The organism is Emticicia soli, from assembly GCF_037860775.1.
GTDB classification, from domain to species: domain Bacteria; phylum Bacteroidota; class Bacteroidia; order Cytophagales; family Spirosomataceae; genus Emticicia; species Emticicia soli.
The window spans coordinates 16607-35087 of record NZ_JBBEWC010000017.1 but is presented as its reverse complement, the minus strand read 5'-3'; the positions used below and the strand labels follow the sequence as shown (position 1 = coordinate 35087).

Annotated in this window: 11 protein-coding genes and 1 tRNA gene; 9 read left to right on the top strand and 3 right to left on the bottom strand. The window is 39.1% G+C overall.

All coding sequences use genetic code 11. From position 1 onward, the window contains the following. Nucleotides 1-82 precede the first annotated feature (82 nt). The 4 genes from WAE64_RS22130 (at nucleotide 83) to WAE64_RS22115 (ending at nucleotide 2971) form a co-directional block, all read left to right on the top strand. Nucleotides 83-949, top strand: a complete 867-nt coding sequence (locus tag WAE64_RS22130) for an aldose 1-epimerase family protein (RefSeq protein WP_340239965.1) — start codon at nucleotides 83-85, stop codon at nucleotides 947-949. A 168-nt stretch (nucleotides 950-1117) separates the two neighbouring features. Then, nucleotides 1118-1882, top strand: coding sequence for an alpha/beta fold hydrolase (locus WAE64_RS22125; protein WP_340239964.1), 765 nt, complete (start codon nucleotides 1118-1120; stop codon nucleotides 1880-1882). Nucleotides 1883-1897: 15 nt separating this feature from the next. Further along, nucleotides 1898-2449 (top strand): hypothetical protein, encoded by a 552-nt coding sequence (locus WAE64_RS22120; RefSeq protein ID WP_340239963.1) that lies wholly within the window; start codon nucleotides 1898-1900, stop codon nucleotides 2447-2449. Between the two features lie 69 nt (nucleotides 2450-2518). Next, a complete protein-coding gene (locus tag WAE64_RS22115) occupies nucleotides 2519-2971 on the top strand; it encodes a hypothetical protein (protein ID WP_340239962.1) in 453 nt (150 codons plus the stop codon). A 33-nt stretch (nucleotides 2972-3004) separates the two neighbouring features. On the opposite strand, the gene crtD is transcribed toward WAE64_RS22115, so the two are convergent. After that, nucleotides 3005-4486, bottom strand: coding sequence for a 1-hydroxycarotenoid 3,4-desaturase CrtD (gene crtD, locus WAE64_RS22110; protein WP_340239961.1), 1482 nt, complete (start codon nucleotides 4484-4486; stop codon nucleotides 3005-3007). Nucleotides 4487-4859: 373 nt separating this feature from the next. Between crtD and WAE64_RS22105 the strand changes: the two genes are divergently transcribed. The 3 genes from WAE64_RS22105 to lpdA all read left to right on the top strand — a co-directional run bounded on the left by WAE64_RS22105 (nucleotide 4860) and on the right by lpdA (nucleotide 9304). Next, complete coding sequence (locus WAE64_RS22105; protein ID WP_340239960.1) at nucleotides 4860-6023, top strand: sigma-54-dependent transcriptional regulator; 1164 nt, start codon at nucleotides 4860-4862, stop codon at nucleotides 6021-6023. A 158-nt stretch (nucleotides 6024-6181) separates the two neighbouring features. Continuing rightward, nucleotides 6182-7867 carry a hypothetical protein gene (locus WAE64_RS22100; RefSeq protein ID WP_340239959.1) on the top strand — a complete coding sequence of 562 codons (1686 nt, stop codon included), beginning with the start codon at nucleotides 6182-6184 and terminating at the stop codon, nucleotides 7865-7867. A gap of 36 nt (nucleotides 7868-7903) precedes the next feature. Further along, nucleotides 7904-9304: a dihydrolipoyl dehydrogenase gene (lpdA, locus tag WAE64_RS22095; protein ID WP_340239958.1), complete on the top strand. Its 1401-nt coding sequence runs from the start codon at nucleotides 7904-7906 to the stop codon at nucleotides 9302-9304. A gap of 265 nt (nucleotides 9305-9569) precedes the next feature. Here the strand turns inward: lpdA and WAE64_RS22090 are convergent, their stop codons facing one another. After that, nucleotides 9570-11855 (bottom strand): ATP-dependent helicase, encoded by a 2286-nt coding sequence (locus WAE64_RS22090; protein WP_340239957.1) that lies wholly within the window; start codon nucleotides 11853-11855, stop codon nucleotides 9570-9572. A gap of 548 nt (nucleotides 11856-12403) precedes the next feature. On the opposite strand from WAE64_RS22090, the gene WAE64_RS22085 reads away from it, so the two are divergent. Next, nucleotides 12404-14755, top strand: a complete 2352-nt coding sequence (locus WAE64_RS22085; protein ID WP_340239956.1) for a glycoside hydrolase family 20 protein — start codon at nucleotides 12404-12406, stop codon at nucleotides 14753-14755. A gap of 171 nt (nucleotides 14756-14926) precedes the next feature. Next, nucleotides 14927-14998 (top strand) — tRNA-Arg (locus WAE64_RS22080). Nucleotides 14999-15214: 216 nt separating this feature from the next. On the opposite strand, the gene WAE64_RS22075 is transcribed toward WAE64_RS22080, so the two are convergent. Continuing rightward, nucleotides 15215-18166 carry a hybrid sensor histidine kinase/response regulator transcription factor gene (locus WAE64_RS22075; protein ID WP_340239955.1) on the bottom strand — a complete coding sequence of 984 codons (2952 nt, stop codon included), beginning with the start codon at nucleotides 18164-18166 and terminating at the stop codon, nucleotides 15215-15217. Between the last annotated feature and the right edge of the window lie 315 nt (nucleotides 18167-18481).

The following is an 18481-nucleotide window of genomic DNA, read 5'->3' as shown; positions in this document are numbered from 1 at the left end:
TGAATCATAAATAATCAGATTCTTTTGTTGTCAATCGGCAGAGATATGTATCTTGCAAGTCGATTATTATTGATTCAATTGTATGATAAAATTAACAAACGCTGTTATTAGCGCTACTATAAATCCGAAGGGGGCAGAGCTAACGAGCCTTGTGCACCTGCCTACACAAATAGAATATATGTGGTCGGCCGACCCTGCCTTTTGGGGCAAAACTTCGCCTGTGTTGTTCCCGATTGTTGGAGCACTGAAAGACAATACCTTTATATATAAAAAGAAATCGTACACCTTACCTCGCCACGGCTTTGCCCGTGACCGTGTGTTTGCCATAGAAAACCAGACAGCCGACAGCGTAACACTGCTTTTAAAGTCTGATGAAGCCTCTTTGGCGCTATTCCCTTTTGCATTTGAGTTTCGTCTACATTATACATTAGCCGAAAATAAACTGAATGTAAAATATGATGTAAGGAATGTAGGCGAAGAAACTATGTACTTTTCGGTAGGTGGGCATCCGGCTTTTGCCGTACCATTTGCAGCAGGTAAAAGCTATGAAGATTATTACCTGGAATTTAACAGCACAGAGGATTTAATGCGCTGGCCTTTGTCTGACGGTGGCTTAGTAGAAACCACGCCCGAAAAAATGGCAATAAGTAATAATCGTCTGCCACTCACAAAAGAGTTGTTTTACCAAGATGCGCTTGTGTTTAAGCACCTGCAAGCAGATAGTGTAACACTGAAATCAGACAAAACACCTTACCAATTGCAGTTTCATTTCAAGGATTTTCCATTCTTAGGTATCTGGGCAGCAAAAGATGCCGATTTTGTGTGTATTGAGCCTTGGTGTGGCATTGCAGACAGCGTAAATCATAACCTACAACTAAGCAACAAAGAAGGCATAAATAAATTAGAAGCAAACCAAAGCTTTGATAGGACTTGGGCGGTGGAGGTCTAGTCTTGAACTGTGATTTAACTGATTTTATATTTGCAACACTGGTAAAAACCGAGTTGATTTATTTGAAAAGATTTCAGTGAAATCAGGTTAATCAGGTAAATCAAAGTTCAAGATGAAATCACTAAAATTAAAATCTCTATCTTTGCTACGAAATAATATTACCAACAGATGAAACTTTTCTTTAGAAAAACAGGCGAAGGACAGCCTATATTGATTCTACACGGCGTTTTTGGCTCGTCAGATAACTGGTTTACGATTAGTAAAATGATAGCCGATAAAGGCTTTGCTGTATACACGCTCGATGCCCGTAATCATGGGCAGTCGCCACGAAGCGAAGAATTCAGTTATGAATTAATGGCTGAAGACCTGAACGAGTTTATTGACGAACACCAATTAGATAAACCAATTATTATTGGGCATTCGATGGGAGGGAAGACTGTTATGCAATTTGCGATGAAGCACGAAGGCAAGTTCAGTAAGTTGATAATCGTTGACATTGCTCCTAAGTATTACCCATCTCACCACGGACATATCATTCAAGGGCTTAATTCTATTGATTTAGATAAGCTTACCAACAGAAAAGAGGCTGAACTACAACTTGACCGCTACGTAACAAGTGTAGGCGAACGTCAGTTTTTGTTAAAGAATCTATATAGAAACGATATGGGTAAATTCGACTGGCGTATTAATCTACCAGTGTTGAGCCGTGAAATTTACCAGATTGGTGGTGATTTTACTGATACCCGCGAAATTACAGAACCTGTGTTGTTTATGAGAGGAAGCGAATCGGGCTATATTTATGATGAAGACATAACAGCGATAAAAAAGATATTCCCAAATGCTACAGTAGAAACCATCGAAGGCGCAGGCCACTGGATTCAAGCCGAAAAACCGAATGAGTTTGTTGAGGCGGTTATTGGGTTTATTGGGTAAGGGTTTGTAACTATATTGAGCCAAGTATTATACCGTTCTTTGAGCGGTATTTTAATTAAATGCCTATTTAAAAATAGGTGCAGTTGTGACTGGATTAAATACCTTAAAGAATACATAGATTCATACTATTTTGTTGATAATAGAAGTTCAAAACTTGTTTATGATTTTCTTGATAAGTATTTCCCTTTAAGAAGGGAGCTAGCCGAAGATTATGTTATTCGTCAATATTCAGATAATCCAGAAAAAATATTTTATTCAGCTGTAGATTTACTTTTATACCTAGATCAAAATCCTGACTGTGATTATCTATTGTATTGGCAAAATCTTGATGACGATAATGATATTAAACAATTTACATTACAATATACGGATGATGGGAAAATGATTTTTGGAGTCTCAATTTATGGAAATGAGCTTGAGTCAGAAAAAAGTATTGAAGTCTTTAATGAGGTAAGAAATTATCTAAATTCCCCAATTGCTTGTATCACAGGTGAAGAACCTCCTCCATGGAATTCTATTGATTTTATTGATTTTTGTAATGAAAGGTATGATCCTGCTAGGCTTTAAGTCCTCATAATCTCAATTAAGTAATGCACTTTGGCTTAAAATTGAGCATAAATAAAAACGCTATTAGATATGATTTTTAAATATATATTCTCAATAATAGGAGATAATTTCTATCCTGATAGAATTATTGACAATATCGAAGGCAGTTTTTTAGTAGCTTCTTATTTTAAACCAAGCGATAAAAAATTTGCTGATAAGTCTGATGAGTATGATTATGGAGGAATGTCTTTTTGGCATCCTAAGAAGTTTTCAACAAAAGATAGTATCATCGAATATGATGAATCTTTTATCGAATTTATAGAAAAAAATTATTCTTTATTTATCGCAAATGATGTAACTGATTTACAGATTTTTATTGAAATATATTTCGACGGCGGTCAGTGTAATTTTGAAATTTTTGATAACGTATTACTAAAAAAACTTGCAAATTTTGATGTGTCTCTTCCTATTAGCGTGTATGTATTAAAAGAAGAAGAACTTCAGAAATGGGAAGAAGAAATCAGGTTAAATTGGGAAGGATAAGCTTAAAACAATCTTTTACAAACCCAATAAACCCTAAACCTCCTCCACCATCCCACCCACAATCTTAGCCGAAGAAAGTGCTAAAGGTATTCCTCCACCCGGGTGAACGCTGCCACCCACAAAGTACAAGTTCTTAATACGAGAGGAGAAATTAGCATGACGGAGAAATGCTGCAAACTTGTTATTTGAGCTGTTCCCATACAAAGCCCCCTGTACCGAAGAAGTTCTTAACTCAATGCTCCGAGGGTCAAGAATGCTTTCTGATTCAATTAGTGGCGCAATGTCGGTTTTTAGGTTTCGGCTTAGTTTGGCAATTACGTTTTGTCGGGCTTCTGCAATAATTTTATCCCAGTCTTGCCCGTCGTTGGCTGGGGCATTTAGTAAGATAAACCAGTTTTCGGAGCCTGCCGGAGCATCGTCTTTTTTGTATTTCGAGGTAATATTGAGGTAAATCGTTGGGTCGTGGTAAATGGTTTTCTTCTGAAACTGATGCTCAAACTCTGCCTTGTAATTATCAGAAAAGAAAATATTATGTAAGCCTAACTCTGAAAATTCCTTTTTGATACCCCAATAAAAAATCAATCCTGAGCCACTTTTTGGCTGACTAAGTAGTTTTTCGGGGTGTTTGGCGTTCGGTAATAGTTTTCGGTAAGTAGGTGTAATATCCATATTACTTACTACTATATCAAATACCCGAAAATCTTCGCTTTGCTTATCATCGGCCTTTTCAATCTTCAAGCCTTTTACTTTTGTATCAGCTACTATTTCTTTTACCCGACTATTAAAGTGGAATTTTACGCCTAAATCCTGAGCCAAAGCCACCAAACTTCCGGTGATTCCATACATACCATTCTTAGGAAAAAATGCTCCTATGTTATATTCCAGATGCGGGATGATGTTCAGCGTAGCAGGTGTCTGATAAGGGTCAGAGCCATTGTAGGTTGCATAACGATTGAACATTTGTACAGCCTTTGGCGTAGAAAAAAACTGCTCATTAGCGGCATTCATGGTATTGAAAATGCCTAGTTTATGCAAATTTAAGTAACCTCTTAAAGCCTTCGCCGATGTCCAGGTTGAGAGTTTATGGAGCGAATCTTCTAAAAAAAGCCCACTTAGGATTTCATATTTAAAAGCACTGTCTTTCAGTACTTTGGCGATTTTCCCGGCAGGTTCACCCAATTGCTTTTCGGCTTCTTGTGCAAATTCTTTCGTATCTGCTGATACGTTCAGACGAGTACCATCTTCCCAGAAATAACGACATACTTCGGGTAATCTGATATATTCAAAATATTGGCTGATAGGTTTCCCTGAAAGTTCAAAAAGTTCTTCTACAAACTGGGGCATTGTAAATAATGATGGGCCAGCATCAAAACGATAAGCACCTTGCTCAAAACTACTCAGTTTTCCGCCTGCATAATTATTGGCTTCAAATACTTCTACCTCATAACCTTTGTTACGTAAACGAATAGCCGTAGCTATGCCTCCAATACCTGCGCCAATAATTCCTGCTCTCATAGGGTTGTTTGTGTTCAAAAATGTCTGCAAATTAGTAACAATTACAAGTGCTTATTTGTTACTAATGCAATAACTGATTAAGTGGTAGTAATATAAGTGAAAAACTAGATTAAAAGATTTTTGTAAATGTTTTTGTGATTTTTTTCATTATTTTGCGTCTTAATAGAGAAGTTGTTCAGGATTATTCCCTTCGCTTAAAAATGCGTTATTTTGATCACGCCTTCATCAAGTAATTTCGACCATAGCTTGCTATGCCCTTATCATTTGATTTGTCTTGCTCAAAATTCCACTTTTTTTAACTTAGATTAAACCCTGAACAAATCTAAGACAAACCTTATTTGCTTATTGTACACACTCTCCTTAATAAACCCAGATGGCTAAATTACTAATAGTTGATGATGAAAAAAGTATTCGAGATGCTTTGCGAGACATCTTAGAATATGAAGAATATGAAGTAGATGAAGCGAAAGACGGCGAAGAAGGATTAGAAATGGTTCTTAAAACTCCTTATGACGTAGCTTTGTGTGACATAAAAATGCCCAAATTAGATGGCCTTGAAATGTTACTGAAAGCAAAAGAAGAAGGCGTTTTAACACAATTTGTAATGATTTCTGCATTCGGAAATGTAGAAAACGCCGTGGAAGCAACTAAGCGTGGTGCCTTTGACTTTATTACTAAACCACCTGATTTGAACCGCTTACTTGTAACAGTACGCAATGCCATCGAGAAGAGCAAGGATGTAGAGGTGATTAAAACGCTAAAGCGGAGAATCTATAAAATTAATGAGATTGTCGGGGAGTCAGACCTTATCAAGAAAGTAAAAGACACTATTGATCGTGTTGCTCCTACCGAAGCCCGTGTTCTGATCACAGGGCCTAATGGCTCAGGAAAAGAAATGGTAGCCAAGCAGATTCATGAGAAAAGTAACCGCTGCAACCAACCTCTGGTAGAGGTAAACTGCGCCGCTATTCCGTCAGAATTGATTGAAAGTGAGCTTTTCGGGCACGAGAAAGGAGCCTTTACTTCGGCAATCAAACAAAGAATCGGTAAATTTGAACAGGCAGATAACGGTACTTTATTTCTTGATGAAATTGGCGACATGAGCCTCTCGGCGCAAGCCAAAGTACTGAGAGCACTACAAGAAAGTAAAATTACACGTGTAGGTGGTGATAAAGAGATAAAAGTAAATGTGCGTGTGATTGCCGCTACCAACAAAGACCTGAAAAAAGAAATAGCAGAAGGCAATTTCCGTGAAGACTTATACCACCGTCTGAACGTTATTCCGATTCATGTTCCTGCGCTGGTTGACCGCAAAGGAGATATTGGGCTCCTGGCAGAGAAATTTTTACATGATGTTGCCGACGAATACGGCGATGCGGTGAAAGACTTTGAGCCTGAAGCAATGGAATACATGAAAAGCCTGCCTTGGACAGGTAACGTGCGTGAGTTGCGCAACGTAGTTGAGCGTCTGGTGATTATGTGTGGCCCGACAATTACGCTCGACGATGTGAAACTATACGCAGGCATAGGCTTCTGATTAGATGATTGAATAACATGAAATCCGGCAGATGAAAGTCGATAATGATTTTTATCTACTGGATTTTATCTGTTTTGATGGGCTCTAAGTTAAATTTTTTGATGTAGCTTTGCAGTGCATGATTGATAAGCCTTGCTTTATTCATATTGAAGATTTGTATGACCCGATTTTTTATTACTCTCTCCCGACTTCAAAAATTTGCTATACTGCTCGGTATTATTCCTGTTTTGTTTTATTGCTACGTTATCTTTCATTTTTCTTCTAATGTGCCTTTCTATGATGATTTTTTCTGGGGATTCGATTACCTCGAAACTTTCGTTCAGAAAAACACTGCACTAGAGAAAATAAAAATGCTGCTCATGCAGCACAACCAGCATCGCTTTATCTATTTCAGAGCCGTGTTGTTAGGCTTGTTTAATTTAGAAAATAACCTTAATTTCAAACACCTCATATTATTAGGTAATCTGAGCCTACTGGGTATTTTTGTGATTTATGGCTTGGTTTTTAAACGCTTAAAGATAAGCTGGGCATATTTCCTGCCCATTCCGTTTTTGTTGTTTCAATACCAGTTTATGTTCAATAGCATAGTGAGCTATGGCGTGCCAAATATGAGTATCATAGTGCTGGCTATACTTACGTTCTATTTTGCCTGTTTTGCCAGCCCCAAGCATAGCTACCTAATCTGGATTGCCGGATTCTTCGCCACTTTCTCCAATGGCAACGGCATTGTGGTGTTTTTTGTGGCTATTATTTTACTGTTGCTGCAACAAAGGTTTCGTCAGGCTATTTATACGGGTATTGCTTACGCTTTAAGTCTGGCTATTTATTTCAGTGGTTTTCAGATGAACTCTGGTGAGGCTACGCTCAATGGCAATACTTTTATGTATGCATTCAGGTTTTTGGGTGCGGCATTTCTTACTAATATCAATATGATTTCGGTTGCATTTGGTATTGTGGCCGTGGCTGGAATCGTCATTTATTTTGTGTATTTCTTCTTAAAACTCATACAAAGCAAGTTTAAGCCTGTCGATAACAAAGTACTTTTGTTTTGCTTTGGTGTGTTTTTATTTCTGGCTTGTACTGCCATGATGACCGCCATTGTGCGTGCCATTCATAAAGTTGAAATACCCGATTGGTATAAAAACTATTCGATATTATTTATCATTACTATATATTTGTTCCTGATACATTTCAAGTGGCAGCAATATGCCCGATTAAGCGTATTGGGTGTTTTCTTTTTATATGCGGTGGGTATATGGTATAAGTCGGCAGAGAAAAATCTGATAAGTTTTCAGTTATTGAAGGCCACATTTGATGCCGATGTTGCTAATTTTGATAGATACAAATACTGGCCTTTTCTGACTGCACAAGAGGGGATTGATTTTTATGAAAGGCACAACAAGCAAACCAATCAGTTTATCGAAAAGGGCTGGTATCGTTTGCCTGATACGCCATTAAAGCAACTCTCTTTTGATGAAACCAAGAGTGAGAAAACTACTTTTCTGATAAGGAAATCGGCAGAGCATTATGCGCATTTGGTTGATTATGACCCGGCAAGCCTTAAAGCCACTGACCGTATCTATAAAGAACGCTATGGCTTTATTGTGAATGATTCAACCAAAAGGCTGTATTTTTTCGGATTTACACCAACATTTAACGGTATCAGGGGAATAATTCAACACAAAAGTTTGTTCTACGACAAAGGCGGGTTTGGTGTAAAGTATGAATATTTCAAAAATGCGATTCCTGCCGGAGAGTATCGGGTTGGAATAGTGTTTATTGATGCCGATAAAAAACAAGAATGGAAGGTATCAGACCAGACAATCAGAATAGATAATTACTAAGCAAAAATTTCACAAACGAATAAACTATACAAAAGAATGCAATACGATGTTACGGTGATAGGCTCAGGCCCCGGAGGATACGTGGCAGCCATCAGAGCTGCGCAATTGGGTATGAAAACCGCTATTATTGAAAAATACGATGTACTTGGTGGTACCTGCTTGAATGTGGGCTGTATTCCATCAAAAGCATTGCTTGACTCGTCGGAGCATTACTATAATGCCGCTCACCATTTTGCCGAGCACGGTATAGAAATAGAAGCACCTAAAGTAAATTTAGGACAAATGATAGCCCGTAAAAAAGGTGTAGTTGAGAAGATGAACAACGGTATCAACTTCTTGATGAAGAAAAACAAAATCACGGTTTATAATGGTTTTGGGTCGTTTGTTGATAAAAATACTATCAAAATAAAAAAGGCTGATGAGTCAGAAGAGCAGATAACATCAGAGAAAGTGATTATCGCTACAGGGTCTAAACCAACCATTCTGCCTTTCATGAATTATGATAAGAAAAGAATCATTACCAGCACGGAAGCCTTAAACCTGACCGAAATTCCAAAACACCTGATAGTGATTGGTGCAGGGGTAATCGGTGCTGAGCTTGGTTCGGTTTATGCACGCTTAGGTGCTAAAGTAACATTTGTAGAGTTTGCCGATTCGATGATTCCGACGATGGATAAAACAATGGGTAAAGAATTACAAAAATCAGTGAAGAAACTAGGTACTGATTTTTATTTCAATACCAAAGTTACCAAAATAGAAAATCTAGGCGAAGAAGTAGTGGTATCGGCCGATGGTGCAGACGGAAAACCCGTTGAGATTAAAGGCGATTACTGCTTAGTATGTATCGGTAGAAGAGCCTACATTGATGGCTTAAACCTTGAAGCAGTAGGCGTAACAACCGATAGAGGCAAAGTAGTTGTAGACGAGCACACACTAGAAACCAACGTAAAAGGTATTTATGCCATTGGCGATGTAATACGTGGTGCTATGCTTGCTCATAAAGCCGAAGAAGAGGGTGTATTGGTTGCCGAAATAATGAACGGACAAAAACCACATATCAACTATAACCTGATTCCGGGAGTAGTGTACACATGGCCGGAGGTTGCATCGGTAGGGCAGACAGAAGAAGAACTGAAAGCAAAAGGTGTTAGCTATAAAACAGGGCAATTCCCTTTCAAAGCCTTAGGTCGTGCTACGGCTAGTGGTGATACCGATGGCTTGGTGAAGATTCTTGCTAATAAAGAAACTGATGAAGTATTAGGCGTACACATTATTGGTGCAAGAGCTGCCGATATGATTGCTGAGGCTGTAATGGCGATGGAGTTCAGAGCAAGTGCCGAAGATATTGCACGTACTTCTCATGCGCATCCAACCTATATGGAGGCCGTAAAAGAAGCCGCTTTAGCCGCAACAGATAACAGACCAATTCATACATAGGATTTTTGAAGTCTATTGAAATATAAAACCCCATCTTTGAAGAGTTTAATCTTTTAGAGATGGGGTTATTTATTAGCTCTTAAAAAACAAAATCAATATTCTTAAAAAACAACCGCTTCGTAGAGACGACATGCTGGCGTCTCCAAGGGTCTATAAACCTCAAAAAATGATATTTGAGAGACCAATCTAATAGATAAATCTCTAATTTTTACAGGCCAATGGAGACGCCAGCATGTCGTCTCTACGAAGCGGTCTGTATAATAGCCTACAATATCCGCAATTTAGCAAAGCTCAATAATAAGGTTTTTTCACCTTGACCATCAAATTGTATTGTTGCTTTTCTGTCTGTGCCGTTAACGTCCATTCTTTTTACAGTTCCAAAACCAAATTTCGGGTGTTCTACTTTATCGCCTTCTTTTAGTTGGCTGGTATCGCTTGCCACAAAATTTGTCGATGGCGTGTGCTGCGTGTTAGGAACAGCCTTTTGCACAGGTTTCAGATTTGAGATAATACTCTCTTTCTTGGCGAACGATAGGGTAGAAGTCGGTCTATCAGGTCTTACAGGTTTATCTTCATAAGAAACCGTACGACTCTTCGACATCTGCAAGAAACTCTTGTCTATTTCTTCCAGAAAACGGCTTGGCTCACAATAGTTCAGTCGGCCGTAGTTGTAGCGGGTTTCGGCGTAGCTGAGTGTCAGTTTTTTCTCTGCACGGGTAATGGCTACATAGAAAAGCCTGCGTTCTTCTTCTAAATCAGTACGACTTTGCAGCATCATCTGCGACGGGAAGAGGTTTTCTTCAAGCCCTACAATGTACACATATTTAAACTCCAGCCCTTTCGCTCCGTGAATCGTCATCAATGTTACACGGTCGCTGTCGCCGTCTTCATCTTCCTGGTCGGCCGAGGTCATAAGCGTAACTCCCTGTAAGAAAGCACTCAGACTCTTATCGTCGTTTTCAGGATTATCAACATATTGTTTAATAGAGTTGAGCAACTCTTGCACGTTTTCGTAACGAGAGAGCCCCTCTACTGTTTTATCTTCATACAATTCACGCAAGATACCCGAAGTTTTGGCAATATATGCCGCCACTGTATGGGCATCTTTGCCCTCTTCAATCATTATCTTGAAACTCTTGATAAGTGTCGCAAAATCATCAATTGCCTGGCCGGCACGCCCGGCTACATATTGTGTTATGTTGCTTACTATTTCCCACACCGAGCGGCTATGTTCAACGGCTGTTACCACTATTTTGGCTACAGTTGTATCGCCAATACCTCTTTTGGGTAGGTTGATGATGCGTTTAAAAGCCTCTTCGTCGTTCTGATTTATCGTAAAACGCAGATAGGCCAACAGGTCTTTAATCTCTTTCCGTTGATAGAAAGACAAACCACCTACGATGCGGTATTTGATATTGATTTTTCTTAAAGCCTCCTCAAATGCCCTCGACTGCGCATTGGTGCGGTATAAGATAGAAAACTCGCTATTTTTAAGCCCTTCGTTATTCTTAGCTTCAAAAATACTGGTAGCTATCAGGCGTGCCTCTTCGTTGTCAGATGCTGCTTTGATTACCTCAATCTTTTGTCCTTCGTCATTATCTGTAAAAACGTTTTTCTCTAGCTGCTCTTTGTTACGGGCAATTACTGAGTTAGCTGCATTTACAATGGTTTTGGTAGAGCGATAGTTTTGCTCTAGCTTAACCACGTGTAGCTCAGGATAATCGTTTTTGAAGTTCAGGATATTCTGAATATTTGCACCACGAAAAGCATAGATACTTTGGGCATCGTCGCCCACCACACAGATATTCTGGTGCACCGACGATAGCTTTTTGGTAATCAGATATTGCGATACGTTGGTATCCTGAAACTCATCTACCAGCACGTGCTTAAATTTGTGTTGGTATTTATTCAATATGTCCAGATGGTCACGGAAAAGTACGTTTGTGTTAAACAATAAATCGTCGAAATCCATAGCATTTGCCTGAAAACAACGCATCTGGTAAGTTTTATAAAGACGTCCTATTTCCGGCATTTTAGCCGCTTTATCGTCTTCCATATAAATCGGATTATTGGCATACGATTCCCATGATACCAAGGCATTTTTGGCATTTGATATACGATTCAATACATAGTTTGGTCGATAAGTTTTATCGTCGAGCCCTAGTTCTTTAATAATTGTTCTTATCAAAGACTTTGAATCGTCGGTATCATAAATCGTAAAGTCAGAGGTATAACCAAGTCTTTTGCCTTCAAAACGTAATATTTTAGCAAAAATAGAGTGGAATGTGCCCATCCACAGGTTTTTGGCATCGCTGCCTATCACCTGTTCAATCCGATGGCGCATCTCGCCTGCTGCTTTGTTGGTAAAGGTAAGCGACAGAATATTAAATGGGTCGACACCTTGCTCAATAAGCCAGGCGATACGGTAAGTAAGTACACGAGTTTTTCCCGAACCAGCGCCTGCAATAATCATTAAAGGTCCTGCCGGATGAGTTACGGCTTCACGTTGGGGTGGGTTAAGTTTGTCTAAGTAATTATTCTGGTTCTGCACGGAATCACAATCTTTAAATGTAATGCAAATATAAATATATCACAGCGATATATCTTTATCAAGTTTTTTTCTAACGATAGTTTTGAGGGGAAGAATACAAAGGTAAGAAGAATATTATGGATATGTTAGTAATTATTGAGATTCAAGAGGGCGGTGTTCTGTAAATGCATTTTACGAATAACATAATCGCACATGTCGCACTAAATCGCACACAATTTCTGCGAAGTGTGCGATTTAAGTAAGCTTAAAAATCCTTTAGCTTTTTAGGTGCCGTTGTCAACGGAAAAGGAATTTCTTTTGTCACCCACATTATGAGCCTTATCAATCTGAATAGTGGCTTATTGGGTTATTCTGCGTGGGTTTATGCCAAATAGTTACTAGCTAGTAAGGCTGCCGTATTCATTAATTCCACAATTTCGTTGTATTTGAGCATCGTATATAATAAAATATATCTTCTCGTCGTATTCTCAAAAAACACCATTATTCCCAAGTTTTTTAAGAGATATAAACTAATTTTGCCCGGTAATCAATAAAACTACTCGTTACACATGAAAAAAATACTTGGCTTTCTGAGCCTACTCATTCTTTCGTTTTCTACTATTGCTCAAAAAAAATATACCATTATCCCGAAGCCATTAGAGCTTACGCCTCTAGCTGGTGAGTTTGTAATTGATGCAAAAACCAAAATCGTGATTCCGAAAGGCTCTGCTGAAATCAGACCTCTGGCCGAGATGCTAGCCGAGCGTGTGGCTGTAACTTCTGGTGTAACGCTTAGCATTGAAGAGTCAGATGCGCCTAGTAATCTGGTGCCTGCCAATAAAGCCATTGTGTTTGCTCCCCTGAAAGCAAAAGCAATGAACAAAACTCTGGGCGAAGAAGATTATATACTAAAAGCCGATGCAAAGGGTATTGTGATAGCAGCCGCTACGGGCAAAGGAGAGTTTTATGCTTTGCAAAGTTTATTACAATTATTGCCTCCGCAGATATTCAGCAGCTCGCTTGAGAAAAGTGTAAAATGGTCTGTTCCGGCTTGTACTATTTTCGACCAGCCACGTTATGGGCACCGTGGTAGTATGCTTGATGTAAGCCGCCATTTCTTTCCGGTTTCTTTCATAAAAAGACACATCGATTTACTGGCACTACACAAAATGAACCGTTTCCACTGGCATTTAACCGATGACCAAGGCTGGAGAATTGAGATTAAAAAGTATCCTAAACTAACAGAAGTAGGCTCGAAACGCAAAGAAAGTATGAAAGGTCACTACAACGACTGGAAGTTTGACGGCACACCACATGAAGGATTTTATACGCAGGAAGAGATAAAAGAGGTAGTTGCCTATGCACAAAAGAAATTTATTACGGTTATCCCTGAAATAGAAATGCCGGGCCATGCTTTGGCTGCGCTGGCTTCGTACCCGGAGCTAGGTTGTACGCCAACATCGTTGAAAGGAGGGCCTTATGAAGTTACCGGAATCTGGGGTGTACATGATGATGTATTTTGTCCAACTGAAACAACATTTAAGTTTCTGGAAGATGTATTGACTGAAGTTATTGAGCTATTCCCGAGCCAATATGTGCATATCGGTGGCGACGAATGCCCTAAGATTTCCTGGCAAAAAAGCAAATTCTGTCAGGATTTGATGAAGAAAGAAGGCCTGAAAGATGAGCATGAATTACAAAGTTATTTCATCAAGCATTTTGATAAATTCCTGACCTCGAAAGGAAAGAAAATCATCGGCTGGGACGAAATACTAGAAGGCGGAATTTCGCCTAATGCCACTATTATGTCGTGGCGTGGTGTTGAGGGTGGCATTGCAGCTGCGAAACAAAACCATGATGCCATTATGACCCCAACAGGTTTTTGTTATTTAGATTATTATCAGTCAGACCCTACAACAGAGCCTTTAGCTATTGGTGGCTACCTGCCTTTAGAAAAAGTGTATTCGTATGAGCCAACGCCTAAAGAACTTACGCCTGAGCAAGCCAAACATATATTAGGCTTACAGGCCAATCTCTGGACAGAATACATTGCAACCACAAGCCATGTGGAATACATGCTTTACCCACGTATATGCGCTATTGCAGAGATAGGCTGGTCGCCGGCGAAACACAAAAACTATGAAGATTTCACGGGTCGTTTAAAAACACATTTTGAGCGTTTGAAATATCTGGCTGTTAATTACGCCAAGAGTTATTATGATATTACGGCTTCGTCGTCAATGAATGAAAGAAGTCAGGTAATTGTAAAATTGCAATCGGCCGATAAAGATGCTGTTATCAGATATACGGTCGATGGCTCGGAGCCTACTGTTTCATCAGCCGTTTATAAGCCAACAGGTGTAGTAATTACCAAAGATGGTAGCGTAAGAGCGGCAGCTTTCTCGAGTAAAGGCGAGCAATTAGGTAAGGTTTTAACCAAATATTTTTACATCAACAAAGCTACCGGACGCAAGTATACATTGGTAAACCAACCTAAAAACTATACAGGAGGCGAAACTTATGGCCTAACCAATGGTGTAAAAGGCGAAGAAGCCAACAGCGCTACATGGGTTGGTTTTGAAGGCAAAGACCTGGATATTACCATAGATTTAGGACAAGCAATGGAAGTAGGTAAAGTATCTTTTGCCTTTATGGGTGCAAGTGCTTCGTGGATTATGCTACCAACCGAAGTAGAAGTTTTTGTGTCGGAAGATGGTAAAAACTTTAAGAGTGTAAAGAAAATCCAGATGGCTGCAACAGCAGAGCAAAGCAGGTCGGTGCAACAATTAGGTGTAGCAGTTGATGCTAAAAAAGCCCGTTATGTAAGGGTGTTTGCTAAAAACTATGGCAAGCTACCAGCCCATCACCAAGGAAGTGGCAACCCTGCATGGCTATTTGTTGATGAAATTTCGGTAGAATAGAGGATTTTTTAAAGATTTTGTATTAATTGAAACAAAAAAATGATGAAATTTGTAGTTGAGTTAGAGCAATCTGACTCAACTATAAACATGACCGCGTAGTTCAACGGATAGAGCGAACGTCGCGCGATAGAAGTTTCCTAAACTTTAGATTTGTAGATTAAAATAATATATGACCGCGTAGTTCAACGGATAGAATAGAAGTTTCCTAAACTTTAGATCCGGGTTCGATTCCCGGCGAGGTCACTTTTCAAAAATCAGATAGAAGTTTCCTGAACTTTAGATGTGGGCGAAACGCGCAGTTCGGGACGCGTAGTCTTCGATTCCCGGCCGGGACGCGTAGTTGAGGTCACACTTTAAAATTATATAGAAGTTTTCTAAACTTTAGATGCGGGCGAAACGCGCAGTTCGGGACGCGCAGTCTTCGATTACCGGCTTGGAAGCGTATTCTAGTTCAAATAATTAATCATTCCACTCTGAAGGATATTTCCCAAATTCTTCAAAGAATATTTTTGAGAAGTAAGACAGATTCTCAAAACCCACTTCATAGGCCACATCTGATACATTCAAAGATTTGTTCTGTAAGAGATTGGCGGCCTTCTGTAATCGGTAGTGGCGTATAAATTCAATGATATTCTGGTTAGTAATGGCTTTTAGCTTTCGGCGCAACTGTCCAGCTGTCATGTTTACTTCATCTGCAAACTGATTAGTATTAAAATCAGGATTTTGCAGATTTCTGTCAATAATGACATAGAGTTTCTGTAGAAACTGCTCGTCTATACTAAGGGCAGTGTCTTCTGCCGGTGCCGATGGTTGAATAATAGTTTGGCTATACTTTTGTTGAAGTGACTGCCTGATGCCAATCAGATTACGAACCCTGATTTGTAATTCTTCCGTATTAAACGGCTTTGCCAGATAATCATCTGCACCCAGTTCTAGCCCCTCCAGTCGGTCTTCCATAGCAGCGCGGGCAGTAAGCATAATTACCGGAATATGATTGGTGCGAATATCAGATTTAATAAGTTTACAAAAACTAAACCCATCTAATCGGGGCATCATCAGGTCGCAAATCACTAAATCGGGTATAGAAGCCAATGCTTTTTCATAGCCATCCTGCCCGTCAATGGCTTCAATAATCTGGTAAGTAAGTTCAAAATGACTTCTGATATAGGCTCTTAAATCGTCGTTGTCTTCAATAATCAATAAAATCGGTTGCTCTTTATCCGTTGGATTTTCAATAGCATTGATGGGGGTATTCTCACTAATTACAGTAAGAGGTTCATGCTTTACTTTTTCAGTCTCATGGCTGCTCATCACCAGTGGGTCTTCAGTGATAAACTCTTCCCACGTAGTTTTATCGGTTGGTATAGTAACTGTAAAAGTAGTACCAATAGCCACTTGGCTTTCAACCTGTATTTTGCCTTTTAATACTTCTACTAATTCTTTTACTAATGCCAATCCAATACCCGTACCCTCATAATTTCGGGTATAACTTTTAAGGGCGGTTCTGTCTTCTACCTGATAGAAACGATCGAATATAAATGGTAGGCGCTCTTGCTCAATACCAATGCCGGAATCTTGTACAGTGATGGTAAAATCAGTATCGGTATATCTGACTTTTACCTGAATTATCCCCCCCTCTGGTGTAAACTTGAAAGCATTAGACAATAAATTGGTAACAATTTTTTCTAGTTTATCGGCATCAAAATAAGCTATATGTAGGTAGTGTTTTTTATCATAGATTAAGCCTATATGTTTACTCTGAGCCAGAGATTCGAACGAAGCCTGTAAGTGCTTGATAAAAGCGGCTAAATCTCCCTGTTGTAATTGGGGTTTCATTTTTCCGGCTTCGAGCTTCGACAAATCAAGCATCTGATTGATGAGATTCTGTAGCCTTGAGAGATTACGCTGCATCACACCAAACATTTGTTCGTGTGGATATTTTTTACTGAAGTCAGATAGCGGCCCTGACAGAAGTGTGAGAGGCGTACGGAACTCATGCGAGATATTGGCAAAGAATCGGGTTTTTAATGTATCTAGTTCGCTTAATCTCTCGGCCTCTTTCATTTCAAAAGAGAGTTGTTGCGCCAGCTTGTTTCTTTTCAGACGCTGATAGTTATAAGCAAAGTAAGCTCCTACTACTACCACTAGCAGTATGAGAGAAATAAATAATATCCAGAAACGGGAATTTCGTGCTTGAGTATTGGCCAGTTCGGCCTGAAGTTTAAAGTTTTCTGCCTCATATCTGGCAGAAGCCTCATTGGTTACCAACTTTAATTCTTGTTTATTCAGCTCTGCTATCACCTGGTTGTATAATCTGACATGATGAAATGCACTTTTATAATCGCCCAGAAGTGTATCAGCAACCATTCGGTTTTTATAAATTACCTTTAGTGCATGATTAACCACATAAGGCGTTTTACTATTTTCATATACTTTCAGTTCATTTAAAGCTTTGGTATAGTATAAATGTACTTTTTCACGATTATTTTTCAGCCCTTCAATCAGGCACAGATTGCCGTATACTTTGGCAATATCGTCGGCACCATCAGGTGAATACTGAGACCTTATTTGTAGTTCTTTCAGAAAATACGGTTCTGCTTGCTGCGGGTTTGGCAGATGATTCAGAAATATTTCACCAATATTGCCACTGAGTGCACCTATTCTGACACTATCTTTTTTCAGACGTACCTGCGCTATTCCAAGTTTATTATATCTGATGGCCTCGGCATATTGTTTTTTTTCTACGAGGCATTTTGCAAGCGTCCTGTAAAAAAGTACTCGCTGAACATCTATCGGATCTTTGTCTATGTATTTCTCAGCCTCTCTCAGATACCGGAGTGATATATCGTAGTCGTTTGCTCTATCATAATAGTATTGTCCAAGATTTGATAATTTATTGCCGGCGAACAACACATGCTCATATCCTATTTTTCGATAGATTAAATCGGCAGACAGAAAATGATTAATGATTCTGCCTGTGTTATCTCTTTCGTAGTAAGCAGTGATACCCAAGAGGTTTTCAAGATTGGCACGAAACATCTCAGTAAGCGGGCCAACAGGGAGTTTTTTAAAGTCTGACTGAACATTCAGAAAGTACTCATAGAGGTTTTTTCTTTTCTTCTGCTTGCCATTCAGGTAGTAAGCCCCTTTTAAATAATCAGCAAAAATGGCGAAGAGCGGGTCTTTAGTTTTAAGTGCGTAATCCTTTATCTGTTTTATATCAGCAAATACTGTAACACTATCAGCCGTGTCACGAATCAGTGCTTGCCTTACCTCTAAGCTATCGAAACGGGCTTGCCCTTGTAAACCAAGATAATTGTCGACACTTTTTTGTCCGGATGTGAACATCGGAAACAGCACTATTAGAACGCCGGCAAGAAGCAGATTGGGTAAATTAATAGCAAGACGCATGAGTTTAAAAAATTACTTTCTGGTAAAATTCAGGTCTGGTAGTTTTCCTGCAAATATAATTTAGAATACAAAGTGTCTGTGCTTATACGTAACTGAATTAATTTCCTTTGATAGTAAAACTTCATAATAACCGATTGCTACGTTTCTCCATATAGCAAATACTCTATGCAAAAAAAAACTTGCTCACCATAGAGTTTGACACTTCAATAGTCAAAGATAAAACGAGAAAAAATGAATTGAAAATAAAACAAGGGTGAGTTATTGAGTGGTAAAAACAGTTAGAAAAACTAAAAAAACTACCCTAAAAAGTAAGGG

Excerpts from the sequence above, each read along its gene's own strand:
- WAE64_RS22130 (WP_340239965.1), top strand. The coding sequence starts at position 83 with ATGATAAAATTAACAAACGCTGTTATTAGCGCTACTATAAATCCGAAG.
- WAE64_RS22125 (WP_340239964.1), top strand. The coding sequence starts at position 1,118 with ATGAAACTTTTCTTTAGAAAAACAGGCGAAGGACAGCCTATATTGATT.
- WAE64_RS22115 (WP_340239962.1), top strand. The coding sequence starts at position 2,519 with ATGATTTTTAAATATATATTCTCAATAATAGGAGATAATTTCTATCCT.
- crtD (WP_340239961.1), bottom strand. The coding sequence starts at position 4,486 with ATGAGAGCAGGAATTATTGGCGCAGGTATTGGAGGCATAGCTACGGCT.
- WAE64_RS22105 (WP_340239960.1), top strand. The coding sequence starts at position 4,860 with ATGGCTAAATTACTAATAGTTGATGATGAAAAAAGTATTCGAGATGCT.
- WAE64_RS22100 (WP_340239959.1), top strand. The coding sequence starts at position 6,182 with ATGACCCGATTTTTTATTACTCTCTCCCGACTTCAAAAATTTGCTATA.
- lpdA (WP_340239958.1), top strand. The coding sequence starts at position 7,904 with ATGCAATACGATGTTACGGTGATAGGCTCAGGCCCCGGAGGATACGTG.
- WAE64_RS22085 (WP_340239956.1), top strand. The coding sequence starts at position 12,404 with ATGAAAAAAATACTTGGCTTTCTGAGCCTACTCATTCTTTCGTTTTCT.
- WAE64_RS22075 (WP_340239955.1), bottom strand. The coding sequence starts at position 18,166 with ATGCGTCTTGCTATTAATTTACCCAATCTGCTTCTTGCCGGCGTTCTA.